The organism is Streptomyces sp. A2-16, from assembly GCF_018128905.1.
Lineage (GTDB): Bacteria > Actinomycetota > Actinomycetes > Streptomycetales > Streptomycetaceae > Streptomyces.
Genome location: NZ_CP063808.1, coordinates 1647180 through 1672927, shown reverse-complemented (window position 1 = coordinate 1672927; position 25748 = coordinate 1647180). Strand labels below are relative to the sequence as shown.

General features: G+C 71.1%; 26 protein-coding genes. 14 read left to right on the top strand and 12 right to left on the bottom strand.

Annotated elements, in window-relative coordinates; translation table 11 throughout:
- Positions 1-14: 14 nt before the first annotated feature.
- The 5 genes from IOD14_RS07850 to IOD14_RS07830 form a co-directional block, all read right to left on the bottom strand.
- Positions 15-665, bottom strand: a complete 651-nt coding sequence (locus IOD14_RS07850) for a TetR family transcriptional regulator (protein ID WP_123991695.1) — start codon at positions 663-665, stop codon at positions 15-17.
- Positions 662-1351, bottom strand: coding sequence for a DUF4166 domain-containing protein (locus IOD14_RS07845; RefSeq protein ID WP_123991694.1), 690 nt, complete (start codon positions 1349-1351; stop codon positions 662-664). Before IOD14_RS07845 ends, IOD14_RS07850 begins: the two co-directional genes overlap by 4 nt.
- A complete protein-coding gene (locus IOD14_RS07840; protein ID WP_123991693.1) occupies positions 1348-2100 on the bottom strand; it encodes a hypothetical protein in 753 nt (250 codons plus the stop codon). Before IOD14_RS07840 ends, IOD14_RS07845 begins: the two co-directional genes overlap by 4 nt.
- A gap of 142 nt (positions 2101-2242) precedes the next feature.
- A complete protein-coding gene (locus IOD14_RS07835) occupies positions 2243-2539 on the bottom strand; it encodes an MTH1187 family thiamine-binding protein (protein WP_123763116.1) in 297 nt (98 codons plus the stop codon).
- Positions 2536-2880 carry a DUF3817 domain-containing protein gene (locus IOD14_RS07830; protein ID WP_212669932.1) on the bottom strand — a complete coding sequence of 115 codons (345 nt, stop codon included), beginning with the start codon at positions 2878-2880 and terminating at the stop codon, positions 2536-2538. Before IOD14_RS07830 ends, IOD14_RS07835 begins: the two co-directional genes overlap by 4 nt.
- Before the next feature lie 573 nt (positions 2881-3453).
- On the opposite strand from IOD14_RS07830, the gene IOD14_RS07825 reads away from it, so the two are divergent.
- The 4 genes from IOD14_RS07825 (at position 3454) to IOD14_RS07810 (ending at position 6101) form a co-directional block, all read left to right on the top strand.
- Positions 3454-4086 (top strand): AIM24 family protein, encoded by a 633-nt coding sequence (locus IOD14_RS07825; protein ID WP_123992882.1) that lies wholly within the window; start codon positions 3454-3456, stop codon positions 4084-4086.
- A 1-nt stretch (position 4087) separates the two neighbouring features.
- Positions 4088-4738 (top strand): AIM24 family protein, encoded by a 651-nt coding sequence (locus IOD14_RS07820; protein ID WP_123991690.1) that lies wholly within the window; start codon positions 4088-4090, stop codon positions 4736-4738.
- Positions 4735-5532 carry an AIM24 family protein gene (locus IOD14_RS07815; protein WP_123991689.1) on the top strand — a complete coding sequence of 266 codons (798 nt, stop codon included), beginning with the start codon at positions 4735-4737 and terminating at the stop codon, positions 5530-5532. Before IOD14_RS07820 ends, IOD14_RS07815 begins: the two co-directional genes overlap by 4 nt.
- Before the next feature lie 92 nt (positions 5533-5624).
- Positions 5625-6101, top strand: a complete 477-nt coding sequence (locus tag IOD14_RS07810; protein WP_123991688.1) for a MarR family transcriptional regulator — start codon at positions 5625-5627, stop codon at positions 6099-6101.
- A 57-nt stretch (positions 6102-6158) separates the two neighbouring features.
- Here the strand turns inward: IOD14_RS07810 and IOD14_RS07805 are convergent, their stop codons facing one another.
- Positions 6159-7556 (bottom strand): HAMP domain-containing sensor histidine kinase, encoded by a 1398-nt coding sequence (locus IOD14_RS07805; RefSeq protein ID WP_212669931.1) that lies wholly within the window; start codon positions 7554-7556, stop codon positions 6159-6161.
- On the bottom strand, positions 7553-8221 hold the full coding sequence (locus tag IOD14_RS07800; protein WP_123991686.1) for a response regulator transcription factor: 669 nt from the start codon (positions 8219-8221) through the stop codon (positions 7553-7555). Before IOD14_RS07800 ends, IOD14_RS07805 begins: the two co-directional genes overlap by 4 nt.
- A gap of 125 nt (positions 8222-8346) precedes the next feature.
- Between IOD14_RS07800 and IOD14_RS07795 the strand changes: the two genes are divergently transcribed.
- The gene (locus IOD14_RS07795; RefSeq protein WP_212669930.1) at positions 8347-9006 is read left to right on the top strand and encodes a PepSY domain-containing protein; all 660 of its coding nucleotides are present in this window, start codon (positions 8347-8349) and stop codon (positions 9004-9006) included.
- A gap of 6 nt (positions 9007-9012) precedes the next feature.
- Here IOD14_RS07795 and IOD14_RS07790 read toward each other — a convergent pair whose 3' ends face one another.
- The 3 genes from IOD14_RS07790 to IOD14_RS07780 form a co-directional block, all read right to left on the bottom strand.
- Positions 9013-10242 carry an MFS transporter gene (locus IOD14_RS07790; RefSeq protein ID WP_249125863.1) on the bottom strand — a complete coding sequence of 410 codons (1230 nt, stop codon included), beginning with the start codon at positions 10240-10242 and terminating at the stop codon, positions 9013-9015.
- A 125-nt stretch (positions 10243-10367) separates the two neighbouring features.
- Positions 10368-11324 carry a methylmalonyl Co-A mutase-associated GTPase MeaB gene (gene meaB, locus IOD14_RS07785; protein ID WP_123991684.1) on the bottom strand — a complete coding sequence of 319 codons (957 nt, stop codon included), beginning with the start codon at positions 11322-11324 and terminating at the stop codon, positions 10368-10370.
- A 43-nt stretch (positions 11325-11367) separates the two neighbouring features.
- Positions 11368-12570, bottom strand: a complete 1203-nt coding sequence (locus tag IOD14_RS07780) for an acetyl-CoA C-acetyltransferase (protein ID WP_123991683.1) — start codon at positions 12568-12570, stop codon at positions 11368-11370.
- Positions 12571-12718: 148 nt separating this feature from the next.
- Here IOD14_RS07780 and mce point away from each other — a divergent pair, with 148 nt between their 5' ends.
- The 7 genes from mce (at position 12719) to IOD14_RS07745 (ending at position 22687) form a co-directional block, all read left to right on the top strand.
- The gene (mce, locus tag IOD14_RS07775) at positions 12719-13159 is read left to right on the top strand and encodes a methylmalonyl-CoA epimerase (protein WP_115905844.1); all 441 of its coding nucleotides are present in this window, start codon (positions 12719-12721) and stop codon (positions 13157-13159) included.
- Between the two features lie 232 nt (positions 13160-13391).
- Positions 13392-17303, top strand: a complete 3912-nt coding sequence (gene scy / locus IOD14_RS07770; RefSeq protein ID WP_212669929.1) for a polarized growth protein Scy — start codon at positions 13392-13394, stop codon at positions 17301-17303.
- A 183-nt stretch (positions 17304-17486) separates the two neighbouring features.
- A complete protein-coding gene (locus IOD14_RS07765; protein WP_020136541.1) occupies positions 17487-18422 on the top strand; it encodes a cellulose-binding protein in 936 nt (311 codons plus the stop codon).
- 171 nt (positions 18423-18593) lie between these two features.
- The gene (locus IOD14_RS07760; RefSeq protein ID WP_123991681.1) at positions 18594-19562 is read left to right on the top strand and encodes an ABC transporter ATP-binding protein; all 969 of its coding nucleotides are present in this window, start codon (positions 18594-18596) and stop codon (positions 19560-19562) included.
- 2 nt (positions 19563-19564) lie between these two features.
- A complete protein-coding gene (locus IOD14_RS07755; protein WP_174269237.1) occupies positions 19565-20335 on the top strand; it encodes an ABC transporter permease in 771 nt (256 codons plus the stop codon).
- A 112-nt stretch (positions 20336-20447) separates the two neighbouring features.
- On the top strand, positions 20448-21818 hold the full coding sequence (locus tag IOD14_RS07750) for an ABC transporter ATP-binding protein (RefSeq protein ID WP_212669928.1): 1371 nt from the start codon (positions 20448-20450) through the stop codon (positions 21816-21818).
- Positions 21815-22687 (top strand): ABC transporter permease subunit, encoded by an 873-nt coding sequence (locus IOD14_RS07745; protein ID WP_123991679.1) that lies wholly within the window; start codon positions 21815-21817, stop codon positions 22685-22687. The genes IOD14_RS07750 and IOD14_RS07745 overlap by 4 nt, the downstream gene beginning before the upstream one ends.
- A 17-nt stretch (positions 22688-22704) precedes the next feature.
- On the opposite strand, the gene IOD14_RS07740 is transcribed toward IOD14_RS07745, so the two are convergent.
- Positions 22705-23046 carry an ATP/GTP-binding protein gene (locus tag IOD14_RS07740; RefSeq protein WP_123991678.1) on the bottom strand — a complete coding sequence of 114 codons (342 nt, stop codon included), beginning with the start codon at positions 23044-23046 and terminating at the stop codon, positions 22705-22707.
- Positions 23047-23268: 222 nt separating this feature from the next.
- Here IOD14_RS07740 and IOD14_RS07735 point away from each other — a divergent pair, with 222 nt between their 5' ends.
- Entirely contained in the window at positions 23269-24297 is a 1029-nt protein-coding gene (locus IOD14_RS07735) for an LLM class flavin-dependent oxidoreductase (RefSeq protein WP_123991677.1), read from the top strand.
- A gap of 115 nt (positions 24298-24412) precedes the next feature.
- Here IOD14_RS07735 and IOD14_RS07730 read toward each other — a convergent pair whose 3' ends face one another.
- Entirely contained in the window at positions 24413-24805 is a 393-nt protein-coding gene (locus IOD14_RS07730) for an SCO5389 family protein (RefSeq protein WP_123991676.1), read from the bottom strand.
- A gap of 255 nt (positions 24806-25060) precedes the next feature.
- On the opposite strand from IOD14_RS07730, the gene nucS reads away from it, so the two are divergent.
- On the top strand, positions 25061-25732 hold the full coding sequence (gene nucS / locus IOD14_RS07725) for an endonuclease NucS (RefSeq protein WP_123991675.1): 672 nt from the start codon (positions 25061-25063) through the stop codon (positions 25730-25732).
- Positions 25733-25748: the final 16 nt, after the last annotated feature.

The window sequence follows — 25748 nt, the reverse complement described above, 5'->3', positions numbered from 1 at the left end:
GGGGGTGGGCCGGGTCAGCGGCGGCCCGTCCTGCGGAGATGGTGGCGCACCGCCCGCTGGGCGACCGGGCCCAGGTCCTCCAGCGCGGCGACGAGCGCGCCGAGCTGCTCCAGGGCGTCGAGGGCCGCGGTGGCCCCGGCCTCGTCGACCCCTTCGTACAGCTCGATGCCCACGAACGACGCGGCCACCGCCCGGGCCAGGCCCGCGGGGTCGGCGAACTCGCCGAAGGGCGTGGCCGCGAGGACTCTGGTGAGGACCTTCTCGATCTCGGCGATCCACAGCTCCAGGCCCGCCGCGGTGGCCGGGCCGAGGGTGGCGTGGGTCTGGGCGCCCGCCAGCAGCTGGCCGAGGAGGGCGACATGTCCTCCGGCCCGCTCCTCCTCGTGGACCCGCCGCCCCACCGCGAGGAGTTCGGAGAGGGAGGTCACGGCGGCGAGGCGGTCACGGTAGCGGGCCACCGCGCGCTCCGCGCCGTAGCGGCAGGCGGCGGCCAGGAGTTCGTCGACGGTGCCGAAGTGGTAGAAGACCAGCGCCTGGTTGACCCCGGCGGCCGCGGCGACCGTGCGCGCCGAGGTCTTGGCGATGCCCTGTTCGGTGAGGGTGCGCAGGGCGCCCTCCAGGAGTCTGGACCGCGTCTCCAACGCCTTGGCGGACTCGGGGCTCATGCGCGCGCCTCCTCACGGACGGGGCGCAGGCCGGGGCGGACTCCGCAGGTCGCGATGTCGGTGTACGTCGCCTCGAAGGAGCCCTCGTAGCCGAAGAGCGGGCCGAAGCGGCGGTTGACGACCCGGACCCGGATGCGGAAACGCCCGGCCCGCTCGTCGTACGACTCCCGCACCTCGGCCGTCGCGCCGATCAGCTCGGGCACCCGGACATCCACCACACCCTCCCGGAACCGGTGCTCCCCGGAGCGGATCAGCAGCGAGCCGTCGGGCTCCGCGCGGAAGTGGAGCTCGCTGGCCAGGTGCTGGTGGGTGCCGAGGTAGTCGAGGATGCGGTCGCCCTTGGGGCTCAGCACCATCTGGGCGTCGAAACGGCGTGGACGGCCGGGCAGGCGGAAGGTGCGCACGAAGGTCACCGTCTCACGGCCGTGGGTGTCCACGTAGGGCACGTTCTCGATCACGAACGGCACGTTCCGCCCCGGTCTCGGCACCAGGATGTTGCGGGTCGCGCCGAGGGCCAGGAAGGGCTTCACGAAGGCTCCGCCGTGCCAGATGCGGTCCATCACGCCCCGGCCGGTACAGGCCTCGCCCGCCGCCAGGCCGACCGAGAAGCGGCGCTGGAGCTGCGGGTGCAGACGGTCGAAGTCGACGCCCATGACGGTGCGGAACATCGAGGCGGGCGACGTCATCGGGGGCTCTCCAGGGTCCGAAGGACACGCGGGGCACGCACCCGCGTGGGCGGCTGACGCAGACAGCGGCGGGCGGCGGGGGTGCAGGGCAGGGGCGACGTGAACAGGGCCAGCGAGATGACGACGGCGAGCAGCAGCGGCCACACGTACGCCATCGAGGCGGCCAGCGGCCCGAACAGGCGCAGGAACCCCTCCTGGCCGAGCCCGGCGCAGCCGCCGGTGACGATCAGGGCCCGCGCCAGCAGCTCGGCCAGCCAGTTGCGCAGGGCCCGCTCCGGGGTGATCCCGCGCTCCAGCCACAGCCGCAGCCGGTCGAAGGACCAGGCCGTCGCCCAGCCCATGAGCGGGCGGAACAGCAGCCGGTCGGCCAGGGCACCGGCGCGGCCCCAGCGGGGGCGGTAGTCGTAGCCGGTGAGGAAGGTGACGCCGTCGGCGTCGGGGACGTAGCGCCAGTACCCGCTGCCCTCCGCGAGGAGCGAGAGGGGGTGCGGGGAGGAGAAGCGCAGCGCGGAGGTGCGGGTGCCGTCGGGGCGCTCCCGCTCCCCCGCGGAGACCCCGGTGCCGGCGACGGTGAGTCCGGGCAGCACGCGCGTGGCGTACCGGAAGCGCTGCGGCTCGCCCTCCGCGCGCGGAAGGTAGGTGATCCGGGTGAAGCGGAGGTCCCAGCGCTGGTGCCGGCACGGATCCTGCGTATGCGTCCACAGCTCGTCGAGATCGGCACGGATGCGTGTCTCGATGTAGAGCCCCATTGATTCCCCCAGGTGAGCTCGTCATTTGAGCGACTGCTCAAACACTCGGGACAGGAAAGTACACCTTTTTGAGCGATCGCTCAATCGTGAGACACAAGAAAACCCCGGCCCGCGCGGGCCGGGGTTCACACGGAGAACACTGTCAACCGGCGAGATGCCGCTCCACCGTCTCCACCTTGGAGGTCAGACCGTCCGTGACGCCTGGACGGATGTCCGCCTTGAGTACCAGCGAGACACGCGGAGCCCGCGCCTCCACGGCGGCCACGGCACGCTTGACCACATCCATCACCTCGTCCCAGCTGTCACCCTCGATCGAGGTGAACATGGCGTCGGTGCGGTTGGGCAGCCCCGACTCACGAACCACCCGCACCGCGTCGGCGACGTACTCCCCCACGTCCTCGCCGACCCCGAGCGGGGTCACGGAGAAGGCGACGATCATGCGTTCACCACTCCTTCCTTGCGGGCCCGGGAGGCGATCACCGCGTCCTCGGCCTCACGCCTGAGCTTGCGCTCGGCGAAGAAGCCACCGGTGGGCAGCACGGAGAGCACGAAGTACCAGATACCGGTCTTCGCGGACCACTTGGTCCGGACCCAGGCGTCCACCCAGAAGATCGCGTACAGGATGAACAGGACGGCGTGAACCCGCCCCATCACCGGCACGGCATTGAAGTCCGTGGTCCGCTTCAGCACCGAGCAGACGAGCAGGAGCAGGAACGAGACCGCCTCAGGGGCGGAGACCAGGCGGAGGCGTCGGATGGCGGAGGCTGTCTTGAGGTCCACGGGTCACCTTCGGTGGGAGGTACGTCGGCGGTCTGGCAGTTCGTGAACGAACGCACAAGCGTTCCCCCATTCTGACAAACACACCCACGTGCCCTGGCTCGGGGGTCACGAGCGTATGGGCGCCTACGGGGGGTGCCGGGTCCGGTTGTCGGGCGGGTGCGGGTGCGTCGTGGCTGGTCGCGCAGTTCCCCGCGCCCCTAGGGGGTTGCAGTGACCCGGCGCCACGACGGGTCGTTCGCCGGATCGCGCGGCACGACGGGGCGCGAGCCGCGTACGGCGGGAAGGGGACGGGGTGGGGGGGTGTCCGCCCGCAGCGGCCGGCGTCCGTTGCCGAGCACATCTCAAGGCACAGCAACCGCCGGACCGAGGACGGACACCCCCCACCCCGGCCCCGACCCACCCACCGGGGCCCATGCGCTACGCGCGCCCCCACCGAACCCGCAGCTGCGCCGCAGGCATCAGGGGCGCGGGGAACGGCGCAAAACCCCCGCCCCCACCGAACCCGCACCCAACCCCCAACCCACCCACATCTGTCCGCAACGGCCCCCCTCCAGCTACCTTCACCTCGTGGCGATGTTTCGACTCCAAGGCAGCAAGGTGCTGGCCGTCGACATGACCGGAGACGCCGTGAAGGCGAAGAACGGCTCGATGGTCGCGTACGACGGACAGATGGCGTTCAAGAAGATGAGCGGCGGTGGTGAGGGCATCCGGGGCATGGTCACCCGGCGCATCACCGGCGAGCAGATGACCGTGATGGAGGTGTCGGGGCACGGCACGTGCTGGTTCGCGGACCGCGCCTCGGAGATCAACCTCGTGAATCTCCAGGGGGACAAGCTGTACGTGGAGTCGAGCAACCTGCTCGCGACCGACGCCGGCCTCAGGACCGGCACCAGTTTCACCGGCATGCGCGGCGCCTCACAGGGCAACGGGCTGTTCACGACGACCGTCGAAGGGCACGGCCAGGCCGCGATCATGTCGGACGGCCCGGCGGTCGTGCTGCGCGTCAGCCGCCAGTACCCCCTGACGGTCGACCCCGGCGCCTACATCGCCCACCAGGGCAACCTCAACCAGTCCTTCCAGTCCGGTGTGACGTTCCGCACGTTCATGGGCGAGGGCGGCGGCGAGGCCTTCCAGATCCGCTTCGAGGGCGACGGCCTGGTGTACGTCCAGCCCAGCGAGCGCAACACGATCGCGGGAGACGTGTGACATGCCCTTCCGCGAGATCAACTCCAAGATGGTCGAGGCGACGGTCCTCCCCGGCCAGCGCCTGTTCAGCCAGCGCGGCGCGATGCTGGCGTACAAGGGCGAGGTGTCCTTCACGCCCAACATCCAGGGCGGCCAGGGCGGCGTCATGTCGATGATCGGCCGCCGGGTGGCCAACGAGGACACGCCCCTGATGACCGTGGAAGGCAGCGGCACCGTCCTCTTCGGGCACGGCGGCCACCACGTCACGGTCATCAACCTCACCGGCGACACCCTGTACGTCGAGGCGGACCGGCTGCTCGCCTTCGAGGGCACCCTCCAGCAGGGCACCATGTTCATGGGCTCGCAGGGCGGCGTCATGGGCATGGTGCGCGGCCAGATCAGCGGCCAAGGGCTGTTCACGACCACGCTGAAGGGCCATGGCTCGGTGGCCGTGATGGCCCATGGCGGGGTCTTCGAGGTCCCGATCACCCCGCAGCGGCCTGTCCACGTCGACCCGCAGGCCTACGTCGCCCACCACGGCGACGTCCGCAACAAGCTGTCGACGGCGCTCGGCTGGCGCGACATGGTGGGCCGCGGCTCCGGCGAGGCCTTCCAGCTGGAGCTCAGCGGGCACGGCGCGGTGTACGTCCAGGCCTCGGAGGAGAAGCTGTGAGCCACTACCCGGGCACGGGCCCCACCGTCCACGACCCGATGACGCTGCCGTCCGACGACAACGTCAACAACTACACCTTCTGCGTGGAGCTCAAGGGGAGCCAGTGGTTCCTGCAGAAGGGGAAGATGATCGCCTACTACGGCCAGATGGATTTCAACGGCATCGGACACGGCCGTCTCGACGGTCTCGTCCGTTCGTCGTTCCATTCGCCTCTGCACGCGAGCGACTGGGTCGTGGCGCAGGGCTCGGGCAAGATGCTCCTCGCCGACCGGGCCTTCGACGTCAATTCGTACGACCTGGAAGACGGCAACCTGACCATTCGCTCCGGCAACTTGCTCGCTTTTCAGCCAAGTCTCGCGCTCAAGCAGTCGATCGTGCCGGGCTTTCTGACACTCATCGGAACCGGAAAGTTCGTGGCGGCCTCCAACGGCCCGGTGGTGTTCATGGAGCCCCCGATCCGGGTGGACCCGCAAGCGCTTGTGGGCTGGGCCGACTGCCCCTCGCCGTGCCACCACTACGACCACGGGTACATGACCGGTCTGATGGGCGGTCTACGTGCGATGACGGGCCTCGGCGGGGCCTCCGGGGAGGAGCACCAGTTCGAGTTCGTGGGGGCCGGCACCGTACTGCTCCAGTCGACGGAGGTCCTGATGGCCGAGCAGGCCACCGGAGCGGTTCCGCACGAGCCCGGGGTACCCGGTGGTCACGGGGCACCCGGGGGGTATCCGCAGCAGCCGGGGGCACCGCGCCTTCCCGGACAGCTGGGGGACCTCCAGCGTCGCTTCGGGCTGTGAGCGGTAGTCTGCGGAGTGTGACATCGAACGCGTGCGCACAGTCACACCACCCTCACTAGTTCGCCTTTCAACCTTTTAGGTAGAATTCATTCATGGAGACCGAGACGGCCACGCGCTGGCTGACCGATGCGGAGCAGTGCGCCTGGCGCACCCACCTGGAGGTCAACAGGCTGTTGACGTATCAGCTCGAAAGGGACCTGCAGCCGTTCGGGCTGACGATGAACGACTACGAGATCCTGGTCAATCTCTCGGAGTCGGAGGGCGTACGGATGCGGATGAGCGACCTGGCGTCCGCCACCCTCCAGTCCAAGAGCCGGCTCTCGCACCAGATCACCCGCATGGAGAACGCGGACCTGGTCCGGCGTGAGAACTGCGAGTCCGACCGCCGCGGCCTGTACGCGGTCCTGACCGAGCACGGCATGGAGACGATGAAGAAGGTCGCGCCCCATCACGTGGCGTCTGTGCGGAGGCACTTCATCGATCTGCAGACCGAGGCGTCGCTGACGGAACTGAGCAAGGCGCTGAAGCCGGTGGCAGAGCATCTGCGAGGCCACAGGGGCCGCCCGTAAGGCAGCGCCGCAGGGGCGCGGGGAACTGCGCGACCAGCCACGACGGCGCAGCAGACATCAGACGACCGGCAGGCGGAGCTCGAACAGAGCCCCGCCTGCCGGCGCATCGCGCACCGTCAGCGTCCCCCCATGACGCACCGCCACATCCCGAGCGATGGCGAGCCCCAGCCCCGCACCCCCGTCGTCCCGCGCCCGCGCCTCGTCGAGCCGCACGAACCGCTCGAACACCCGCTCGCGATCCGCCATCGGCACCCCGTCGCCGTCGTCGGCCACCTCGACGACGGCCCACGCTCCGTCCTGACGCACGGTCACGGAGACCGCCGACCGCGCATGGCGCCCGGCGTTGTCGAGCAGGTTGCCCAGCACCCGTTCCAACTGCCCCTGGGATCCGGTCACCTCCACCGTCGCCGCCTCGACCGTGACGCCGTCCCGCCCCCGGCTCTCCCGAACAGCCAGCTCACCGAGGTCGAACCGGGTGCCCTGCGGCCGCTCCCCCGCATCCAGCCGGGCCAGCAGCAACAGATCCGCCGCGAGCCGCTGCAGACGCACCGTGTCCTCGACCGCCCCCTCCAGATCGAGCAGTTCCGGATGCGCGGCGGCGACCTCCAACTGCGTCCGCAGCGAGGCAATGGGGCTGCGCAGCTCGTGCGAGGCGTCGGCGACGAACCGGCGCTGCCGCTCCACCGAGGTCTCCAGCGCGGACAGGGTCTCGTTGGTGGTGCGGGCGAGGCGGGCCACCTCGTCGTGGGTGTCCGGCACGGGCACGCGGCGCGCGAGGTCCTCGGAGGCGGTGATCGCGGCCATCTCGGCGCGGATGCCCTCGACCGGCCGCAGCGCACGCCGGGTGACCAGCCAGGTCACCGCGGCGACGACCGCGAGCAGCAGCGGGAAGCCGATCAGCATGACGGTCTGCGCGGTGCCGACGGCGCCCTGCTCGGCGTCCAGGGAGGCACCGGCGTACACCGTGAGCGTGCCCTTGCCCTGGACCTCGACCTCCAGGGCGGCGAAGCGGTAGTCGGCGCTCTCGCCGTCGAGGGTGGCCGAGCCGTTGGTCAGGGTGACCTCGTCGGCGATCTCACCGGGTTCGAGCGCGGAGCCGTCGTCCTCGTCATCGTCGTCGGAGCCGGTGCTGCCCTGGGGTGCCTGCGGCTTGACCGCACCGGTGCCGCTGATGCGCTGGAGGTCCTCGCTGGCCGCGACCAGGGTGCCGTGGTCGTCGACCACCTGCACCGGCTCCTCGTCGTCGTCGAGCTTCAGCTCGGCGTACGGCGTCCCGGCGGCGAGGTCGGCGGCCACGTTCCGTGCGGTGCGTTCGGCCTGGGTGCCCGCCTGGTCGATCAGGTCGGACCGCAGCGACAGCAGCACCGAGGCGCCCGCGGCGACCAGTGCCACGGCCACCACCAGGGTCGCCCCGAGGGTCGCCCGGGCCCGGACCGATCCGAACAGCCGCCTCATCTCCCGGTCTCCAGCCGGTACCCGGCGCCGCGGACGGTCCGGATGAGCCCCGCGTCCAGCTTCCGGCGCAGGGTGCTGACGTACACCTCGACGATGTTGGGATCGCCGTCGTAGGCGAAGTCCCAGACGTGCTCGAGGATCTGGGCCTTGGACACCACCTCGCCGGCCCGCACCGCGAGCTGCTCCAGGACGGAGAACTCCTTGGCGGTGAGGGTGACCTCGGCGCCGTCGAGGAAGACCCGGCGGGCTGCGGTGTCGATCCGCAGGCCGCCGAGTTCGAGCACCGGGGACGCCCCGGCCCCGTTTCCGCGTCGCCGCAGCAGGGCCTTGATCCGGGCCACGAGGACGACGTAGGAGAAGGGCTTGGTCAGGTAGTCGTCGGCGCCGGTGTCCAGGCCCTCGGCCTCGTCGTACTCGCCGTCCTTGGCGGTGAGCATCAGGATCGGCACCTCGTGGCCCGCGGCGCGCAGGGCGGCGCAGACCCGGTAGCCGTTGAGGCCGGGCAGCATGATGTCGAGGATCACCAGGTCGTACGACCCCTCGGTGGCCCGGTGCAGTCCCTCGCGGCCGTCGTGGACGACGTCGACGGCGTAGCCCTCGGCGGTGAGGCCCTTGGCGAGGGACACGGCGAGTCGTTTCTCGTCCTCGACGATCAGCAGGCGCATGCGTACAGCCTCCCAAAGCGAACCTGAAGACGCCTTCAGGAGGGTTCAGGTCTGCTTCAGCTCCTCTCCGGCAGCGTGGTGGTCGTCGAAAGCGAACGAAGCAGAACGGCTCTGGAGGAATCCTCATGAAGCGCAACATCGTCATCGCCACCCTCACCGCCGCGGCCCTCGCGACCGGCGGCACCGTCGCGGCGTTCGCGGCGGGGGACGACGGCGCGACGGCGACGCAGCGCCAGACGGACACGAACGCCCGGACGGTCGCGGACCGCGACGACGACTCCGCGGACGACCGCGACGACAGCGGCTCGGACGACCGGGACGACAACACCTCGGACGACGACCGTACGGCGGTCCGCGGCGGCGGTGTCACCGCGGCCGAGGCGATCGCGGCGGCCCTGAGGCACACCCCGGGCACCGCCCTCTCCGCCGACCTCGACGACGACGGCGCCGACGCGTGGGAGGTGACCGTCGTCAAGGGCGACGGCAGCGAGTACGACGTGCGGATCGCCCCGGACTCCGGCAAGGTGCTCGGCGCCCAGCGCGACACCGACGACGACAACGACGCCGACGACCGGGCCGAGCTCGCCGCGGTGAAGGGCGCGACGACCGACGCCGGCGAGGCCGCGCTGGCCGCCGCCGCGAAGGGCACGGTGACCGAGGTCGGCCTCGACGACGACAACGGCGCCGTGGCCTGGGGCGTGGACACCGTGAAGGACGGCAAGCAGTCCGACTGGAAGGTCGCCCTGGACTCGGGCAAGGTCACCCAGGACCGCGACGAGGACTGACCGGCCTCACCCGACAGCCACCTCCCCACGAAGGGCGCCCCTCCCCCGGGCGCCCTTCGTCATGACCAGCACCGCCGTCATGGCGACCGTGCCACCGGTCACCGCGAAGCACACGGCCACGGGCAACTGCCCTGCCAGGGCTCCGGCCAGCGCCGTTCCGCCCGTACTGCCCGCGTTGACGGCCGTGTTGACCCAGGCGCCGGCCCGGGTACGGGCCTCGGGAGCGACCGCCCCGTCGGCGATGAGATAGGCCGTGGTGACGGCCGGCGACACGAAGAACCCGACCACCGCCATGACCAGGGCGAGCGCGCCGAGCCCGGGGGCGAGTCCGGCGCCGGTGAGGGCCAGGCCCAGGCAGGCCGTCAGCAGGGCCAGCCGGATCCGTGCGGGGACGGTCCAGTTCACCGCCCCGTTGAGCATCCCGCCGACCGCGCTCCCGGCGGACAGCGCGGCGAGCACCCAGGCCACGCTCTCGCCGCCGTGGTGGTGCCGCTCCGCGAACACCACGACGAGCAGGTCGAGCACGCCGAGCGCGAGGCCGACGGCCGCGGCGGCGCCCACGGGACCGGCGATCCGGCGCAGTACGCGCCGACCGCCCCCGTCGCGCCGTACGGAGGCGGAGGCGGAAGCGGCACCGGGCACCGCACGGACTGCCGGCGACCGCACGAACCCGGTCGTGCCCGCCACCATCAGGGCCGCTCCGACGACGATCCCCGCGGTCGGCTCGGCGGCCCCGACCAGGACGCCCACCAGGAGCGGCCCCGAGACGAAGAGCAGTTCCTCGGCCACCCCGTCGAGGCTGTACGCCCGTTGGAGCAGCGCCTGGTCGTCCTGGGCGAGGCGGGTCCACACGGCCCGCATGGTCGGGCCGAGGGGCGGGACGCAGGCTCCGGCCAGGGCGGTGAGGGCACCGAGGAGGACGGGCGGGGCTCCGGGGCGCCAGACGGCCACCGTCAACGCCCCCAGGAGAGCGGTGTACGCGGTCATCAGGGGCACGAGCGCCCGCCGCGGCCCGTACCGGTCGATCAGGGCGGCCCTCGCGGGGGCCAGGAACACGACGGTGGCGCCGAAGAGCGCCATCACGGCACCGGCCACCGCGTAGGAGCCCGAGGCGCGGTTCACGGCGAGCATCACGGACAGGGGGACGACGCCGTACGACAGTCTGCCGAGCAGGGCGGTGGCGAAGGTGCGGCGGGCATGGGGAATGCGCAGCACGCGCGCGTAGGACGCGGACATGGTGGGTTCCTCGCAGAGAGGCGGGAAGGGGGACGCCGAGGAGCCACGGGAGCGGATGCTCGAACCGTGGCCCGGTGTCTGCCCTACGCCAAGGAGAGGAACATGGCGGTCAACGTATCAGGGGCTCAGCCCTGGGTCAGGCCCTCCACCAGTTCGTCCGCCGCCCGGTAGGGGTCCAGCAGGCCGGCGACGATCCGTTCGGCGAGGGCGCCGAGGCGGCGGTCGCCGCGCAGGTCGCCGATGCGTTCGCGCAGGGCGGTGACGGCGATCGTCTCGACCTCGTGGGCGGCGCGGGCGCGGCGGCGCTCGGCGAGGACGCCGTGCTCCTCCATCCACGCGCGGTGCTTCTCCAGGGCCTCGACGACCTCGTCGACGCCTTCCGCGCGACTGGCGACCGTCTTGACGATCGGCGGGCGCCAGTCGCCGGGCTTCCGGGACTCGCCGAGGCCCAGCATGTGGTTGAGCTCGCGGGCGGTGGCGTCGGCGCCGTCGCGGTCGGCCTTGTTGACGACGTAGACGTCGCCGATCTCCAGGATTCCGGCCTTGGCGGCCTGGATGCCGTCGCCCATGCCGGGCGCGAGCAGCACCACGGAGGTGTCCGCCTGGGAGGCGATCTCCACCTCCGACTGGCCCACGCCGACCGTCTCGACCAGGATCACGTCGCAGCCGGCCGCGTCCAGGACGCGGATGGCCTGCGGGGCGGCCCAGGCGAGGCCGCCGAGGTGGCCGCGGGTGGCCATGGAGCGGATGTAGACGCCGGGGTCGGAGGCGTGGTCCGACATGCGCACCCGGTCGCCGAGCAGGGCCCCGCCGGAGAACGGCGAGGACGGGTCGACGGCCAGGACGCCGACCCGCTTGTCCTGCTTGCGGTACGCGGTGACCAGCGCCGAGGTGGACGTCGACTTGCCGACGCCGGGTGATCCGGTCAGGCCGACCACGTAGGCGTTTCCGGTGAGCGGGGCCAGTGTCCGCATGACCTCCCTGAGCTGCGGGGACGCCCCCTCCACGAGGGAGATCAGCCGGGCCACGGCCCGTGGCCGGCCTTCCCTGGCCTGGGCGACCAGCGAGGAGACGTCCTGCATCACAGCTCCGTTCACGAAACGACGTACGAGGCCTGCGAGGGGCTCAGGCCTTGGGTACCCGCACCACGAGCGCGTCACCCTGGCCGCCGCCGCCGCACAGCGCGGCCGCGCCGACCCCGCCGCCGCGCCGCTTGAGCTCCAGGGCCAGGTGCAGGACGAGCCGGGCGCCCGACATGCCGATGGGGTGGCCGAGGGCGATGGCGCCGCCGTTCACGTTCACCTTTTCGGTGGACACGCCGAGGTCCTTCATCGACTGCACGGCGACCGCCGCGAACGCCTCGTTGATCTCGATCAGGTCGAGGTCGGAGACCTCCAGGCCCTCCTTCTTGAGGGCGTGCAGGATCGCGTTGGACGGCTGGGACTGCAGGGAGTTGTCCGGGCCCGCCACGTTTCCGTGGGCGCCGATCTCGGCGATCCACGCGAGGCCGAGCTCCTGGGCCTTGGTCTTGCTCATCACGACCACGGCCGCGGCGCCGTCCGAGATCTGCGAGGCGGAGCCGGCGGTGATGGTGCCGTCCTTGGTGAAGGCCGGGCGCAGCTTGCCCAGGGACTCGGCGGTGGTGTCGCCGCGGATGCCCTCGTCCTTGCTGAAGAGGACCGGGTCGCCCTTGCGCTGCGGAATCTCGACCGGGGTGATCTCGGCCTCGAAGACGCCGTTCTTCTGTGCGGCGGCGGCCCGCTGGTGGGACAGGGCGGAGAACTCGTCCTGCTCGGGGCGCTGGATGCCGAGGCGGGTGTTGTGCTTCTCCGTGGACTCGCCCATGGCGATGTTCTCGAAGGCGTCGGTCAGGCCGTCGTACGCCATGGCGTCGAGCATCTCGATGGCGCCGTACTTGAAGCCCTCGCGGGACTTCGGGAGCAGGTGGGGGGCGTTGGTCATGGACTCCTGGCCGCCCGCGACGATCACGTCGAACTCGCCGGCGCGGATGAGCTGGTCGGCCAGCGCGATCGCGTCGAGGCCCGAGAGGCACACCTTGTTGATGGTGAGCGCCGGGACGTTCATCGGGATGCCGGCCTTGACCGCGGCCTGGCGGGCCGGGATCTGGCCCGCGCCGGCCTGGAGGACCTGGCCCATGATGACGTACTGCACCTGGTCGCCACCGATCCCCGCACGGTCGAGGGCGGCCTTGATCGCGAAGCCGCCGAGGTCGGCTCCCGAGAAGGACTTCAGCGAGCCCAGCAACCGCCCCATGGGCGTACGGGCGCCCGCGACGATCACCGAGGTCGTGCTGTTCGATCCAGACATGAGCTGCGATCCCCTTACCGGCTGCACTGCCGAGGAGTGAACGAGGGTTTACTTCGAATGTACTGAGTGGCACTCCGTGCCGTCACCCGGCCGTCGGTGTGATCGCGCGCACGTTGCGTAACCGTTTCGCGAGCGCTGCACTGACTACATGCTGACGCGAATCGACCACATCGGGATCGCCTGTTTCGACCTCGACAAGACCGTCGAGTTCTACCGGGCCACGTACGGCTTCGAGGTGTTCCACTCCGAGGTCAACGAGGAGCAGGGCGTGCGCGAGGCCATGCTCAAGATCAACGAGACGTCCGACGGCGGAGCCTCCTACCTGCAGCTTCTGGAGCCGACCCGCCCCGACTCCACCGTCGCCAAGTGGCTGGACAAGAACGGCGAGGGTGTCCACCACATCGCTTTCGGTACGGCGGACGTCGACGCCGACGCCGCGGACATCAAGGAAAAGGGCGTACGCGTCCTGTACGAGGAGCCGCGACGCGGCTCCATGGGGTCACGGATCACCTTCCTGCACCCGAAGGATTGTCATGGCGTACTGACAGAACTGGTCACTTCGGCGCCTGTTGAGTCACCTGAGCACTGACCCTCGTACATATGGGCCGGTAGGGTTGGGGGCGGTCGCCGCTCTTCCCAGGGCGACCGGGTCCTGCCCATGGCGGCAGAACCGAGCCGGGGTCCGGGTTTCGGGGGACGAGCAGTGGGCAGCAGTCCGTGCTCCGCCGTTGATCTGACACCATTCCCCGGGGGCCCCGTTCGGCGGATGGACAGGGCTCGTACGGAGAGACTTGCGACCAGGGGACGGATGGGACCGCGCAGTGCGGGGCTACGAACGCCAGGAGCGAGAGCCGGCGGCTGACGTCGACCACCTCTCTCGGTTCGAGGCCGAGATGGATCGGCTGAAGACCGAGCGGGAAAAGGCGATCCAGCACGCCGAGGACCTCGGCTACCAGGTCGAGGTGCTGCGCGCCAAGTTGCACGAGGCGCGGCGCACCCTCATGTCCCGGCCCGAATTCGGCGGCGGTGACATCGGCTACCAGGCCGAGCAGTTGCTGCGCAACGCGCAGATCCAGGCCGACCAGTTGCGCCAGGACGCCGAGCGCGAGCTGAGCCAGGTCCGCGCCCAGACCCAGCGCATCCTCCAGGAGCACGCCGAGCAGGCCGCACGGCTGCAGGCGGAGCTGCACCAGGAGGCGGTCACCCGCCGGCAGCAGCTCGACCAGGAGCTGGCCGAGCGCCGGCAGACCGTCGAGTCGCACGTCAACGAGAACGTGGCGTGGGCCGAGCAGCTGCGCGCCCGCAGCGAGTCCCAGGCCCGCCGGCTCCTGGAGGAGTCCCGCGCGGAGGCCGAGCAGGCCATGGCGGCCGCCCGCGCCGAGGCCGAGCGGGTCACCAGCGAGGCCCGCCAGCGTCTGCAGAGCGAGGCCGAGGCGGCCCGCGCGGAGGCCGAGCAGCTGCTGCGGCGCGCCCGCGCGGACGCCGAGCGGCTTCTGGAGAGCGCCTCCACGCAGGCCCAGGAGGCCACCGACCACGCCGAGCAGCTGCGCACGTCCACGGCGACCGAGTCGGACAGCGCCCGCCGCCAGGCCACCGAGCTCAGCCGGGCCGCCGAGCAGCGGATGACGGAGGCCGAGGAGGCGCTGCGCAAGGCGCAGGCCGAGGCCGAGAAGGTGCTCAGCGAGGCGAAGTCGGCCGCCGAGAAGACGCTCGCGAGCGCGGAGTCGGCCAACGAACAGCGCACCCGTACGGCCAAGGAGCAGGTCGCCCGGCTGGTCAGCGAGGCCAGCCAGGAGGCCGAGGCGACCAAGGAGGCCGCCGAGCAGATCGTCGCGGACGCCCGCGCCGAGGCCGAGAAGATCGTCACCGAGGCCGCGGAGAAGGCCCGCACGCTCACCGCCGAGGAGAGCGCGACCCAGCTGTCCAAGGCCGCCAAGACCGCCGAGGACGTCCTCAACAAGGCGCAGGAGGACGCGCAGCGGACCACCAGGGCCGCCACCGAGGAGGCCGAGCGGATCCGTCGTGAGGCGGAGACCGAGGCGGACCGGCTGCGCGCCGAGGCGCACGACATCGCCGAACAGCTCAAGGGCACGGCGAAGGACGACACCAAGGAGTACCGCGCCAAGACGGTCGAGCTGCAGGAGGAGGCCCGCCGGCTGCGCGGCGAGGCCGAGCAGCTGCGCGCCGACGCGGTCGCCGAGGGCGAGAAGATCCGCGCGGAGGCCCGCAAGGAGGCCGTCCAGCAGATCGAGGAGGCCGCCAAGACCGCCGAGGAGCTGCTCTCCAAGGCCAAGGCGGACGCCGACGAGCTGCGCCAGAGCGCGACCACGGACAGCGAGAAGGTCCGCACCGAGGCCATCGAGCGCGCCACCACGCTGCGCCGGCAGGCCGAGGAGACCCTCCAGCGCACCCGTCAGGAGGCCGAGCGGCACCGCGAGGAGGCCGCCGAGCAGGTCGAGGAGCTCAGGGCCGAGGCCGAGCGGGCCGCCCGTGAGCTGCGCGAGGAGACCGAGCGGGCCATAGAGGCGCGCCGCGTCGAGGCCGCCGACGAGCTGACCCGGCTGCACACCGAGGCCGAGGAGCGTCTCGCCACCGCCGAGCAGGCCCTGACCGAGGCCCGCGAGGAGGCCGCGCGGATCCGTCGCGAGGCCGCCGAGGAGAGCGAGCGGCTGCGCGGCGAGGCCGCCGAGCGGATCCGCACCCTCCAGCAGCAGGCCGAGGCGGAGGCCGACCGGCTGCGCACCGAGGCCGCGTCCGACGCGTCCGCCTCCCGCGCCGAGGGCGAGGCCGTCGCCGTACGGCTGCGCTCCGAGGCCGCGGCCGAGGCGGAGCGGCTCAAGTCCGAGGCCCAGGACACCGCGGACCGGGTCCGGGCGGAGGCGCAGGCCGCCGCCGAGCGGATCGCCACGGAGGCGTCCGAGACGCTGGCCGCCGCCCAGGAGGAGGCCAACCGGCGCCGCCGCGAGGCCGAGGAGTACCTCGGCTCGGCCCGCCAGGAGGCCGACCAGGAGCGTGAGCGGGCCCGCGAGCAGAGCGAGGAGCTGCTGGCTTCCGCGCGCAACCGCGTGGAGGAGGCCCAGGCCGAGGCCGTACGGCTGGTCGAGGAGGCGGACCGGCGGGCCGGCGAGATGGTGTCGGCGGCCGAGCAGCACGCCCAGCAGGTGCGCGACTCGGTCGCCGGGCTGCACGAGCAGGCCCAGGAGGAGATCACCGGGCTGCGCTCCGCCGCCGAGCACGTGGCCGACCGCACCCGGCGCGAGGCGCAGGAGGAGGCCGACCGGGTCCGCTCGGACGCCTACTCGGAGCGGGAGCGGGCCAGCGAGGACGCCGCCCGCATCCGGCGCGAGGCCGCCGAGGAGACGGACGCGGCCAAGTCCCTTGCCGAGCGCACCGTCTCGGAGGCGATCGCGGAGGCCGAGCGGCTGCGTTCGGACGCGTCCGAGCACGCCCAGCGGGCGCGCACCGAGGCCTCCGACACCATCGCCCAGGCCGACCAGGACGCCGCCCGCGCCCGGGCGGAGGCCCGCGAGGACGCCAACCGCATCCGCTCGGACGCGGCGACGCAGGCCGACACCCTCATCACCGAGGCGCGCAACGAGGCGGAGCGGCTCACCGAGGAGACCATCACCGACACCGACCGGCTGCGCACGGAGACGGTCGCGGAGGCCGAGCGGCTGCGTTCGGAGACCGTCGCCGAGGCCGAGCGGGTACGCGCGGAGTCGGTCGCCCAGGCCGAGCAGCTGATCGGGGAGGCGAGCGGGGACGCGGAGCGGCTGCGTGCCGAGGCCGCCGAGACGGTCGGGCAGGCCCAGCGGCACGCGGAGCGGATCCGCAGCGAGGCCGAGCGGGTCAGGGCGGAGGCGGCGGCCGCGGCCGAGGAGCTGGTCAACTCCGCGCGCGAGGAGGCCGACCGCACCCTCGACGAGGCCCGCAAGGACGCCAACAAGCGGCGTTCCGAGGCGGCCGAGCAGGTGGACACGCTCATCACGGAGACCACCGCCGAGGCGGACAAGCTGCTCACCGAGGCGCAGCAGCAGGCGCTCAAGACCACCGCCGACGCGGAGGCGCAGGCCGACAGCATGGTCGGTGCGGCCCGCAAGGAGGCCGACCGGCTGGTGGCGGAGGCCACGGTCGAGGGCAACACGCGGGTGGAGAAGGCCCGTACGGACGCGGACGAGCTGCTCGTCGGTGCCCGGCGGGACGCGACCGCCATAAGGGAGCGTGCGGAGGAGCTGCGCGAGCGGATCACGAGCGAGATCGAGGCGCTGCACGAGCGGGCCCGCCGTGAGGCCGCGGAGACGATGAAGTCGACCGGCGACCGCTGCGACGCGCTCATCAAGGCGTCCGAGGAGCAGCTGGCGAAGGCCCAGGCGAAGGCCAAGGAGCTGGTCTCGGAGGCCAATTCGGAGGCCGGCAAGGTGCGCATCGCCGCGGTCAAGAAGGCCGAGGGGCTCCTCAAGGAGGCCGAGCAGAAGAAGGCCACGCTGGTCCGGGAGGCCGAGGAGCTCAAGGCCGAGGCGATCCGCGAGGCGAAGCGCACGGTCGAGGAGGGCAAGCGCGAGCTGGAGGTGCTCGTCCGTCGCCGTGAGGACATCAACACCGAGATCTCCCGTGTCCAGGACGTCCTGGAGGCGTTGGAATCCTTCGAGGCCCCGGCAGGGGGCAAGGACGGCGGCGTCAAGGCGGGCGCAGCGGTCGGTGCCCCTCGTTCGGGTAAGCCGTCGGACAGCTGACCGACTGGTCGGAATCCGGCGTCGTCTGGGGCCTTTGACCAAGTTTTTGGCAAGCCGTCCCAGGGTTAGCCACTCAAAAGGGGTGTCATTCTCCAGATCAAACACGTATCCGCTCGATGACACACCGCTTCGGCCCCTAGGATTCCCCCTATCACCTCACCGGTCTCATTTGACAGGAACCCCATGAGCGACACTTCCCCCTACGGCTTCGAGCTTGTGCGGCGTGGGTACGACCGCGCTCAGGTGGACGAACGGATCTCCAAGCTCGTCTCCGACCGTGACAGCGCTCTCTCCCGCATCACCGCCCTGGAAAAGCGCATCGAGGAGCTCCACCTCGAGACGCAGAACGCCCAGGCTCAGGTAAGCGACGCCGAGCCGTCGTACGCCGGCCTCGGCGCGCGTGTCGAGAAGATCCTCCGCCTCGCCGAGGAGGAGGCCAAGGACCTGCGCGAGGAGGCCCGTCGCGCGGCCGAGCAGCACCGCGAGCTCGCCGAGTCCGCGGCCCAGCAGGTCCGCAACGACGCAGAATCGTTCGCTGCGGAGCGCAAGGCCAAGGCTGAGGACGAGGGCGTCCGGATCGTCGAGAAGGCCAAGAGCGACGCTTCTCAGCTGCGTTCCGAGGCTCAGAAGGACGCGCAGTCGAAGCGCGAGGAGGCCGACGCCCTCTTCGAGGAGACCCGCGCCAAGGCCGCGCAGGCCGCCGCCGACTTCGAGACGAACCTCGCCAAGCGCCGGGAGCAGTCCGAGCGCGACCTGGCGTCCCGTCAGCAGAAGGCGGAGAAGCGTCTCGCGGAGATCGAGCACCGCGCGGAGCAGCTGCGCCTCGAGGCCGAGAAGCTGCGCACCGACGCCGAGCGCCGCGCCCGCCAGACGGTGGAGACCGCGCAGCGCCAGGCCGAGGACATCGTGGCCGACGCCAACGCCAAGGCCGACCGGATCCGTTCGGAATCCGAGCGTGAGCTCGCGGCCCTGACGAACCGTCGCGACTCGATCAACGCCCAGCTGACGAACGTCCGCGAGATGCTCGCCACGCTCACGGGCGCCGCGGTGGCCGCCGCCGGCTCCCCGGTCGAGGACGAGCCGATCTCCCGCGGGGTTCCGGCCCAGCAGTCCCGGTAACACCGCCTGACGGCATGACGAAGGCCCGTACCGTCTCCCCCGGAGGTACGGGCCTTCGTCATGCCGTACCGCGAGCCGGTTCGACGGTTTTCACGTTTCTTGCCGTGCTCGTCGGTCTCCGTTTGCCCATAGGAGTGGCATCCGCCGGGGCGCGCCCCTAGCGTGGTCGGCATGATCGAGCTAGCGGGGCTGACCAAGCGGTACGGCGAGAAGGTGGCGGTCAACAACCTGACCTTCACTGTCAGACCGGGCATCGTCACGGGCTTCCTCGGTCCCAACGGCGCGGGCAAGTCGACCACCATGCGCATGATGCTGGGTCTGGACCGGCCCACCGCGGGGGACGTCCGTATCGACGGCAAGCACTACGACCAGCTCAAGGATCCGCTGACGTACATCGGCGCGCTGCTGGACGCCAAGGCCATGCACGGCGGACGCAGCGCCTACAACCACCTGCTGTGTCTCGCGCAGAGCAACGGCATCCCGACGAAGCGGGTGCACGAGGTGCTCGACACGGTCGGTCTGACGGCGGTCGCGAAGAAGAAGGCCAAGGGGTTCTCGCTGGGGATGGGCCAGCGGCTCGGCATCGCGGGCGCGCTGCTCGGCGACCCGCGGATCCTGATGTTCGACGAGCCGGTCAACGGGCTCGACCCCGAGGGCATCCACTGGATCCGCAACCTGATGAAGTCCCTTGCCGCGCAGGGCCGTACGGTCTTCGTCTCCTCGCACCTGATGAGCGAGATGGCGCTGACCGCCGACCACCTCGTCGTCATCGGCCAGGGGCGGCTGCTCGCCGACACCTCCATGGCCGACTTCATCGCACAGAACTCGCGGACCTACGTCCGTATCCGCACCCCGCAGCGCGAGCGGCTGCTCGACGTGCTGCACACGGCCGGGGTCACCGTCGTGGAGACCGGCAACGGCACGCTGGAGGTGGACGGCAGCAAGTCCGAGTACATCGGCGAGCTGGCCGCGCAGCACCAGATCGTGCTGCACGAGCTGAGCCCCCAACAGGCTTCCCTGGAGGAGGCGTTCATGCAGCTGACCGCGGAGTCGGTCGAGTACCACGCCCACAGCGACACACCCGCCGACGCACCGCCGCCGCAGCAGCAGCCGTGGGGCAACGGCTGGAAGGGGAACTGACCATGGCGGCGACCCAGGTCATCCGCTCCGAGTGGACCAAGATCCGCTCGGTGGCCTCCACGGTGTGGACGCTCTCCCTCGCCGTGGTCGTCACCATCGGGCTCGGCATCCTGATCTCGGCCCTGTCGAAGAACGAGTTCGACAACATGAGCCGCGAGGACAAGCTCTCCTTCGACCCGACCTTCATCAGCTTCGCCGGGATGAGCCTCGGCCAGCTCGCGATGATCGTGTTCGGGGTGCTCGTCGTGTCGAACGAGTACAGCACCGGCATGATCCGCACCTCGCTGGCCGCAGTACCGCAGCGCGGCACCTTCCTGGCCGGCAAGATCGCGGTGGCGACCGGGCTCTGCCTCGCCGTCGGCCTCGTCACCAGCTTCGTCACCTTCTTCCTCGGGCAGGCGATGCTCGGCTCGCACAAGGCGGAGATCGGTGACCCGGGCGTGCTGCGCGCGGTGATCGGCGGCGGCGTCTACATGACCCTGATCGCGATGTTCTCGATGGGCGTCGCCGCGATGCTGCGCTCCCCCATGCTGTCGCTGGGCATCCTGATGCCGTTCTTCTTCCTGATCTCCAACATCCTCGGCAACGTCTCGGCCACCAAGAAGATCGGCCAGTTCCTGCCCGACCAGGCCGGCAGCAAGATCATGCAGGTGGTCACCCCGATCGACGACGACACTCCCTACGGCCCCTGGGGCGGACTCGGGATCATGGCGCTGTGGGTCGCGGCGGCGCTGATCGGCGCTTATGTCCTGTTGAAGAAGAGGGACGCGTGACGCGAAAGGCCTTTGCTTTCATTTGAGCGGAACCGTCAGCGCCCCGATAAGCTCCTAACCCTTACGGGGGGCGTGTGCCCCGCTGTCCTGAACCTTGCGATGGGTGCGGAGCATGATCGAGGCAGTCGGCCTGACGAAGCGCTACGGCGACAAGACCGCTGTGTACAACCTTTCCTTCCAGGTGCGTCCCGGCACCGTCACCGGCTTCCTGGGCCCCAACGGCTCGGGCAAGTCGACGACCATGCGGATGATCCTGGGGCTGGACAACCCCACGTCCGGCCAGGTGACGATCGGCGGCTTCCCGTACCGCAGGCTGCCCAACGCGGCCCGGCAGGTCGGTGCGCTGCTCGACGCCAAGGCCGTGCACGGCGGCCGGGCGGCCCGTAACCACCTGCTGTGCCTGGCCCAGCTGTCCGGGATCCCGGCCCGCCGGGTGGACGAGGTGCTGGGCGTGGTGGGCCTCCAGGACGTGGCCAGGAAGCGGTCCAAGGGCTTCTCCCTCGGCATGGGCCAGCGTCTCGGGATCGCGGCCGCGCTGCTCGGCGACCCGCAGGTGCTGCTCTTCGACGAGCCGGTCAACGGGCTCGACCCCGAGGGCATCCTGTGGGTGCGCAACCTGATGAAGGCCCTGGCCGCGGAGGGCCGTACGGTCTTCGTCTCCTCGCACCTCATGAGCGAGATGGCGCTGACCGCGGACCACCTCATCGTCATCGGGCGCGGGCAGCTGCTCGCCGACATGAGCATCCAGGACTTCATCGCCGCGAACTCCGCGGGCTTCGCGCGCGTGCGCACGCCGGACACCGAGCCGCAGCTGCGCGAGAAGCTGTCGGCCGCGATCACCGAGGCGGGCGGCCACGTCCTGCCGGAGCAGGACGGCGCGCTGCGGGTGACGGGGCTGGCGCTCCCCCGCATCAGCGACATCGCGCACGACTCGGACGTACGCCTGTGGGAGCTGTCGCCGCACCAGGCCTCGCTGGAGGAGGCGTACATGCGGATGACGCAGGGCGCGGTGGACTACCGCTCGACCATCGACCAGAAGGCGGGCCTGATGCAGCCCCTCCCGCCGGGCGCGCAGCCCCCCATGCCGGTCCCCGGCCAGGGCCAGCCGGGCTGGTACGCCCCGCCGCCGCCCCAGCAGGGCGGGCAGCCCTTCGCGGTCCCGCAGGGCCAACCGCAGCCGGGCCCGTACGGCGGCCCCGGCGCGGCCTCGCCCAATCCGTACGCCCAGTCGGGCCCCGCGGCCCCCCAGAGCGGCCCTCAGCCCCCGGCGCACGCCCCCGTGGCCCAGCCGCCGGGCCAGGCACCCGCCGCTCAGCCCCCGGCGCCCGCTCCCGCCGCTCAGCCCCCGGCCGCCGCACCCGCGCCGCAGGCCCCCGCGCCCGCGCCCGCGCCGCAGCAGGCACCGCCCGCACCCGCAGCCGCTCCCGCACCTGCCGCCCCGCAGGGATCCGCCCCGACGACCGAGCCCGAGGACGCCCGATGAGTACCCCGCAGCCTTCGATGCCGCAGGCCGCCGCGCCGAACTGGCAGGCGGCCGGTGCACCGTCGCACCCCGGTTACACCTCTCCGATCCCCGTCGTGCGCACGCATCTCGGGCACGCCATCGCGTCGGAGTGGACGAAGATCCGGTCCGTGCGGTCGACGATGTGGACGCTCGGCGTGTTCGTGATGCTCGTCGTCGGGATCGGCCTCGCGGTCGGCGCGCTGATCGCGGCCAACTCCTCCCCCGAGGACATGAACAACGAGAACCCGCTCTCGCTCGGCTTCTTCGGGCTGCTGCTCGGCAGCATGTGCGTCATCACGCTCGGCGTGCTGACCACGGCCTCGGAGTACGGCACCGGCATGATCCGCACCACGATGGTCGCCTGCCCCTCCCGCGGCCGGGTCCTCCTGGCGAAGTCGATCGTGTTCTTGACCGTGGCCTTCACGGTCACCTTCGTCTCGGTCCTCGTCGTCGCCCTCGCGGACGTGGCCCTGCTGGACGGCGCCCGCACCCCGACCGGCCAGGAGTGGCTCAAGGGCACGCTCGGCATCTCGCTCTACATCGCGCTGCTCGGCCTGATCTCGCTGATCATCGGCTCGGTCATCCGGCACTCGGCGGGCGCGATCACCATCATGATCGGTGTCGTGCTGGCCCCGCTGGTCATCGCGCTGTTCATGGTCTCGGAGTCCCTGGAGGGCGTGCGCCAGGCGCTGTTCGAGTACTCCATCCCGAACCAGCTCAGCGTTTTCTACTCCAACTCCCTCACCGAGAGCGGCCCTTCGGGCTGGGACCCGCTGTGGATCATCATGGGCGTGACGGCCGTCGCGTTCGCCGGCGCCTTCGCGCTGCTGGAGCAGCGGGACGTGTAGAAGGCCCCCGCAAGGACTCAGAACCTCGGCGCGTTACGGGACCGCTGCACCCGCGTGGTGCGGCGGTCCCGTGCGTTCCAGCACGCCTTGTGCCAGTGTCTGCGCTCGTCGACACCCGAGTGGTCCGGCCATGCCACGATGTGCGGGACGCCGTCGGGGATCATCTGGTCGCAGCCCGGGCAGCGGTACGTCTTGCCCTGGGCGCTGGCCCCTGCCACATGCCGGATGTTCCAGTCCTCGCCCTGCCAGTGCGTCGAGGACTGGAAGCCGCCGTAGCGGCCGGAACGGTCGTCCTCGGCACTCCGGCCGGCCGATTCCGACGAACCGGAACCCTTGGGTCGGTTGCGACGCGGGGACACAGGACACCTCACGGGGCTATACAGGAAGCAGGGACCGCGTCCAGCCTACGCGGCACGCGGCGGGGTACGCGTAGGGCACCAACCCCCACAAGTCCCCCTCAGGGACGCCGATTCTGCAGACAATCGGCAAATCTCTCCGCCAGGCCGTGTCCTCGGCACGTGTCAGACGGTTATGCCGGGTGGGGGAGCTCCGCGTCGGAGCCAAGGAAGCAGGAAAAGCACATGCACGTAGGAACATTCGTCCTGGCGGCCCAGTTCCCGGGACAGGGTCAGGGGGAGGCGCTGCACCGCGCGGTCCGCTCGGCCGAGGTCGCCGAGGAGGCCGGTCTCGACGCGGTCTGGCTGGCAGAGCACCATTTCGTGCCGTACGGCACCTGTCCGTCGGCGATCACCCTCGCGGCCCTGCTGCTGGGCCGCACCCGCCGCCTCCGGGTCGGCACCGCCGTGAGCGTGCTGCCCACGGTGCACCCCGTGGCCCTCGGCGAGCAGGCCGCGCTGCTGCACATGACGAGCGGCGGGCGCTTCTCGCTGGGCGTGGGGCGCGGCGGCCCGTGGGTCGACCTGGAGGTGTTCGGGTCCGGTCTCGAGGCCTACGAGAAGGGGTTCCCGGAATCACTCGATCTGCTGGTGCGCTGGCTGCGCGAACCTGCCGTCGGGGCGGACGGCGAGCGCTTCCGGTTCCGCGAGGTGCCCGTCGTGCCGCGGCCGTCGGAGTCGTTCACGGAAGCGGACGGTCCCGAGGTGATCGTCGCCTGCACCTCCCCCGCGAGCGTCCGGCTGGCCGCCGAGCGCGGGCTGCCGATGCTGCTCGGGATGCACGTCGGGGACGAGGAGAAGGCGGAGATGGTCGCCCTGTGGCGCAGGCAGGCGCGCGCGGCCGGGCACGCGCCGGAGAAGGTCCTGGGGGCGCCCCATGTCTCGGCCGGCGTCTGCCAGATCGCGGACCGGCGCACGGACGCGGTGGAGGCTCTGGTGAAGGCGATGCCGGGCTGGCTCAGGCAGGGACTCGGCGCCCATGTCACGGTCGACGGCCGGCCACGGCAGATGCGCGACCCGGTGGCCTACACCGAACTGCTCTGCGGACTGCACCCGGTGGGCACCCCGCGGCTGTGCGCCGACCGCCTCGCGGCGACCAGCGAGCGGACGGGTGTCTCCCGCTTCGCCCTGCTCGTCGAGGGCTCGGGAGATCTGGCGGCCACCGAGGAGAACGTACGGCGGCTGGGCTCGGAAGTGCTGCCGCACCTCACCTGAAGAGGTGCCGGCACATCTGACCTGAAGTGGAGCAGGAACCCTTGTCCGGCTGGAGCTTGCCGCCCCGGTACTGATGCACCTCCCGCGTACGGAGCGGCAAGCAAGCGGCTACCGCTCAGCAGTCCCTGAACTCGGGGGACTGGTTGAGCAGTTGACTGCGCACCGAGGTGAAGCGGGCCAGCGTCTCGTCGACCGAGACGTCCAGCGGGAACACCGCCACCCGGTGGCAGTTCTGGAAGGCCAGCCGCACTCCGAAGTGCCGCTGCAGCGCGCCGCGTATCGCGTCACTCGCAAGCGCACGCAGCAGCTGACCGCGTGCCTGCTCGTCCGGCGGGGGCGTCTGGTTGTCGGCGAAGTTGCCGCCGTCGACCTTCAGCTGGGCCACCAGGGAGCTGATCATCTCCCATGCGTAGGGCAGGGAGGTCCGGACGCAGTCGACGAATTCGGCTTCGTCGACCTCGCCTCGCTCGGCCTTCTCGAGTAGGGCCGGTGAGACGTCGAGCGACATGGGTTCTCCTCTCGCACCCCCGATTCCTCAGGGGTTGCCGGACAGAAAAGGGAGTTCGCGCAGTCGAACACGCTCAGTACACGCCTCGCGACCTCCCGTTTACTACGGTAGGCAACGGACCGTGACGGCACCAGGAGAATGCGAACAAAGGCCACTCCCAACAGGCCCACAATCGGCCACAAGTGAACAGGGTTTCTCCACAGCCTTACGGGCCGAATCGCGTGGACATGCGCCAGTCGAGTAGCGTTGCCGACCATGCGTCTCGTCATTGCCCGGTGTTCCGTCGACTACGCGGGCCGGCTCACCGCCCACCTGCCCTCGGCCCCCCGTCTGATCCTGGTGAAGGCCGACGGCAGCGTCTCCATCCACGCCGACGACCGGGCCTACAAGCCCCTGAACTGGATGTCGCCGCCCTGCACGTTGAAGGAGGGTTCCGGCGACGACGAAGGCGTCTGGACCGTCATCAACAAGGCGGGCGAGAAGCTCATCATCACGATGGAGGAAGTCCTCCACGACTCCTCGCACGAACTGGGCGTCGATCCGGGCCTGATCAAGGACGGCGTGGAAGCACACCTTCAGGAACTGCTCGCCGACCGCATCGAAACGCTCGGAGACGGTTACACCCTGATCCGCCGCGAGTACATGACGGCCATCGGCCCGGTCGACATCCTGTGCCGGGACGCCGAAGGACAGACCGTCGCGGTGGAGATCAAGCGGCGCGGCGAGATCGACGGCGTCGAGCAACTCACCCGCTACCTCGACCTGTTGAACCGGGACCCCCATCTCGCCCCGGTGCGCGGCATCTTCGCCGCCCAGGAGATCAAGCCCCAGGCCCGCGTCCTGGCCACCGACCGCGGCATCGGCTGCGCGGTCCTGGACTACGACGCGCTGCGGGGCATCGAGGACGACAAGCTGCGGCTGTTCTGACAGCGCGACTTCTTCC

What these genes read in the sequence shown, in the direction of transcription:
- IOD14_RS07850 (WP_123991695.1), bottom strand. Translation starts at nt 665, where the DNA reads ATGAGCCCCGAGTCCGCCAAGGCGTTGGAGACGCGGTCCAGACTCCTG.
- IOD14_RS07845 (WP_123991694.1), bottom strand. Translation starts at nt 1,351, where the DNA reads ATGACGTCGCCCGCCTCGATGTTCCGCACCGTCATGGGCGTCGACTTC.
- IOD14_RS07840 (WP_123991693.1), bottom strand. Translation starts at nt 2,100, where the DNA reads ATGGGGCTCTACATCGAGACACGCATCCGTGCCGATCTCGACGAGCTG.
- IOD14_RS07835 (WP_123763116.1), bottom strand. Translation starts at nt 2,539, where the DNA reads ATGATCGTCGCCTTCTCCGTGACCCCGCTCGGGGTCGGCGAGGACGTG.
- IOD14_RS07825 (WP_123992882.1), top strand. Translation starts at nt 3,454, where the DNA reads ATGTTTCGACTCCAAGGCAGCAAGGTGCTGGCCGTCGACATGACCGGA.
- IOD14_RS07820 (WP_123991690.1), top strand. Translation starts at nt 4,088, where the DNA reads ATGCCCTTCCGCGAGATCAACTCCAAGATGGTCGAGGCGACGGTCCTC.
- IOD14_RS07810 (WP_123991688.1), top strand. Translation starts at nt 5,625, where the DNA reads ATGGAGACCGAGACGGCCACGCGCTGGCTGACCGATGCGGAGCAGTGC.
- IOD14_RS07805 (WP_212669931.1), bottom strand. Translation starts at nt 7,556, where the DNA reads ATGAGGCGGCTGTTCGGATCGGTCCGGGCCCGGGCGACCCTCGGGGCG.
- IOD14_RS07800 (WP_123991686.1), bottom strand. Translation starts at nt 8,221, where the DNA reads ATGCGCCTGCTGATCGTCGAGGACGAGAAACGACTCGCCGTGTCCCTC.
- IOD14_RS07795 (WP_212669930.1), top strand. Translation starts at nt 8,347, where the DNA reads ATGAAGCGCAACATCGTCATCGCCACCCTCACCGCCGCGGCCCTCGCG.
- IOD14_RS07790 (WP_249125863.1), bottom strand. Translation starts at nt 10,242, where the DNA reads ATGTCCGCGTCCTACGCGCGCGTGCTGCGCATTCCCCATGCCCGCCGC.
- meaB (WP_123991684.1), bottom strand. Translation starts at nt 11,324, where the DNA reads ATGCAGGACGTCTCCTCGCTGGTCGCCCAGGCCAGGGAAGGCCGGCCA.
- IOD14_RS07780 (WP_123991683.1), bottom strand. Translation starts at nt 12,570, where the DNA reads ATGTCTGGATCGAACAGCACGACCTCGGTGATCGTCGCGGGCGCCCGT.
- mce (WP_115905844.1), top strand. Translation starts at nt 12,719, where the DNA reads ATGCTGACGCGAATCGACCACATCGGGATCGCCTGTTTCGACCTCGAC.
- IOD14_RS07765 (WP_020136541.1), top strand. Translation starts at nt 17,487, where the DNA reads ATGAGCGACACTTCCCCCTACGGCTTCGAGCTTGTGCGGCGTGGGTAC.
- IOD14_RS07760 (WP_123991681.1), top strand. Translation starts at nt 18,594, where the DNA reads ATGATCGAGCTAGCGGGGCTGACCAAGCGGTACGGCGAGAAGGTGGCG.
- IOD14_RS07755 (WP_174269237.1), top strand. Translation starts at nt 19,565, where the DNA reads ATGGCGGCGACCCAGGTCATCCGCTCCGAGTGGACCAAGATCCGCTCG.
- IOD14_RS07750 (WP_212669928.1), top strand. Translation starts at nt 20,448, where the DNA reads ATGATCGAGGCAGTCGGCCTGACGAAGCGCTACGGCGACAAGACCGCT.
- IOD14_RS07745 (WP_123991679.1), top strand. Translation starts at nt 21,815, where the DNA reads ATGAGTACCCCGCAGCCTTCGATGCCGCAGGCCGCCGCGCCGAACTGG.
- IOD14_RS07735 (WP_123991677.1), top strand. Translation starts at nt 23,269, where the DNA reads ATGCACGTAGGAACATTCGTCCTGGCGGCCCAGTTCCCGGGACAGGGT.
- IOD14_RS07730 (WP_123991676.1), bottom strand. Translation starts at nt 24,805, where the DNA reads ATGTCGCTCGACGTCTCACCGGCCCTACTCGAGAAGGCCGAGCGAGGC.
- nucS (WP_123991675.1), top strand. Translation starts at nt 25,061, where the DNA reads ATGCGTCTCGTCATTGCCCGGTGTTCCGTCGACTACGCGGGCCGGCTC.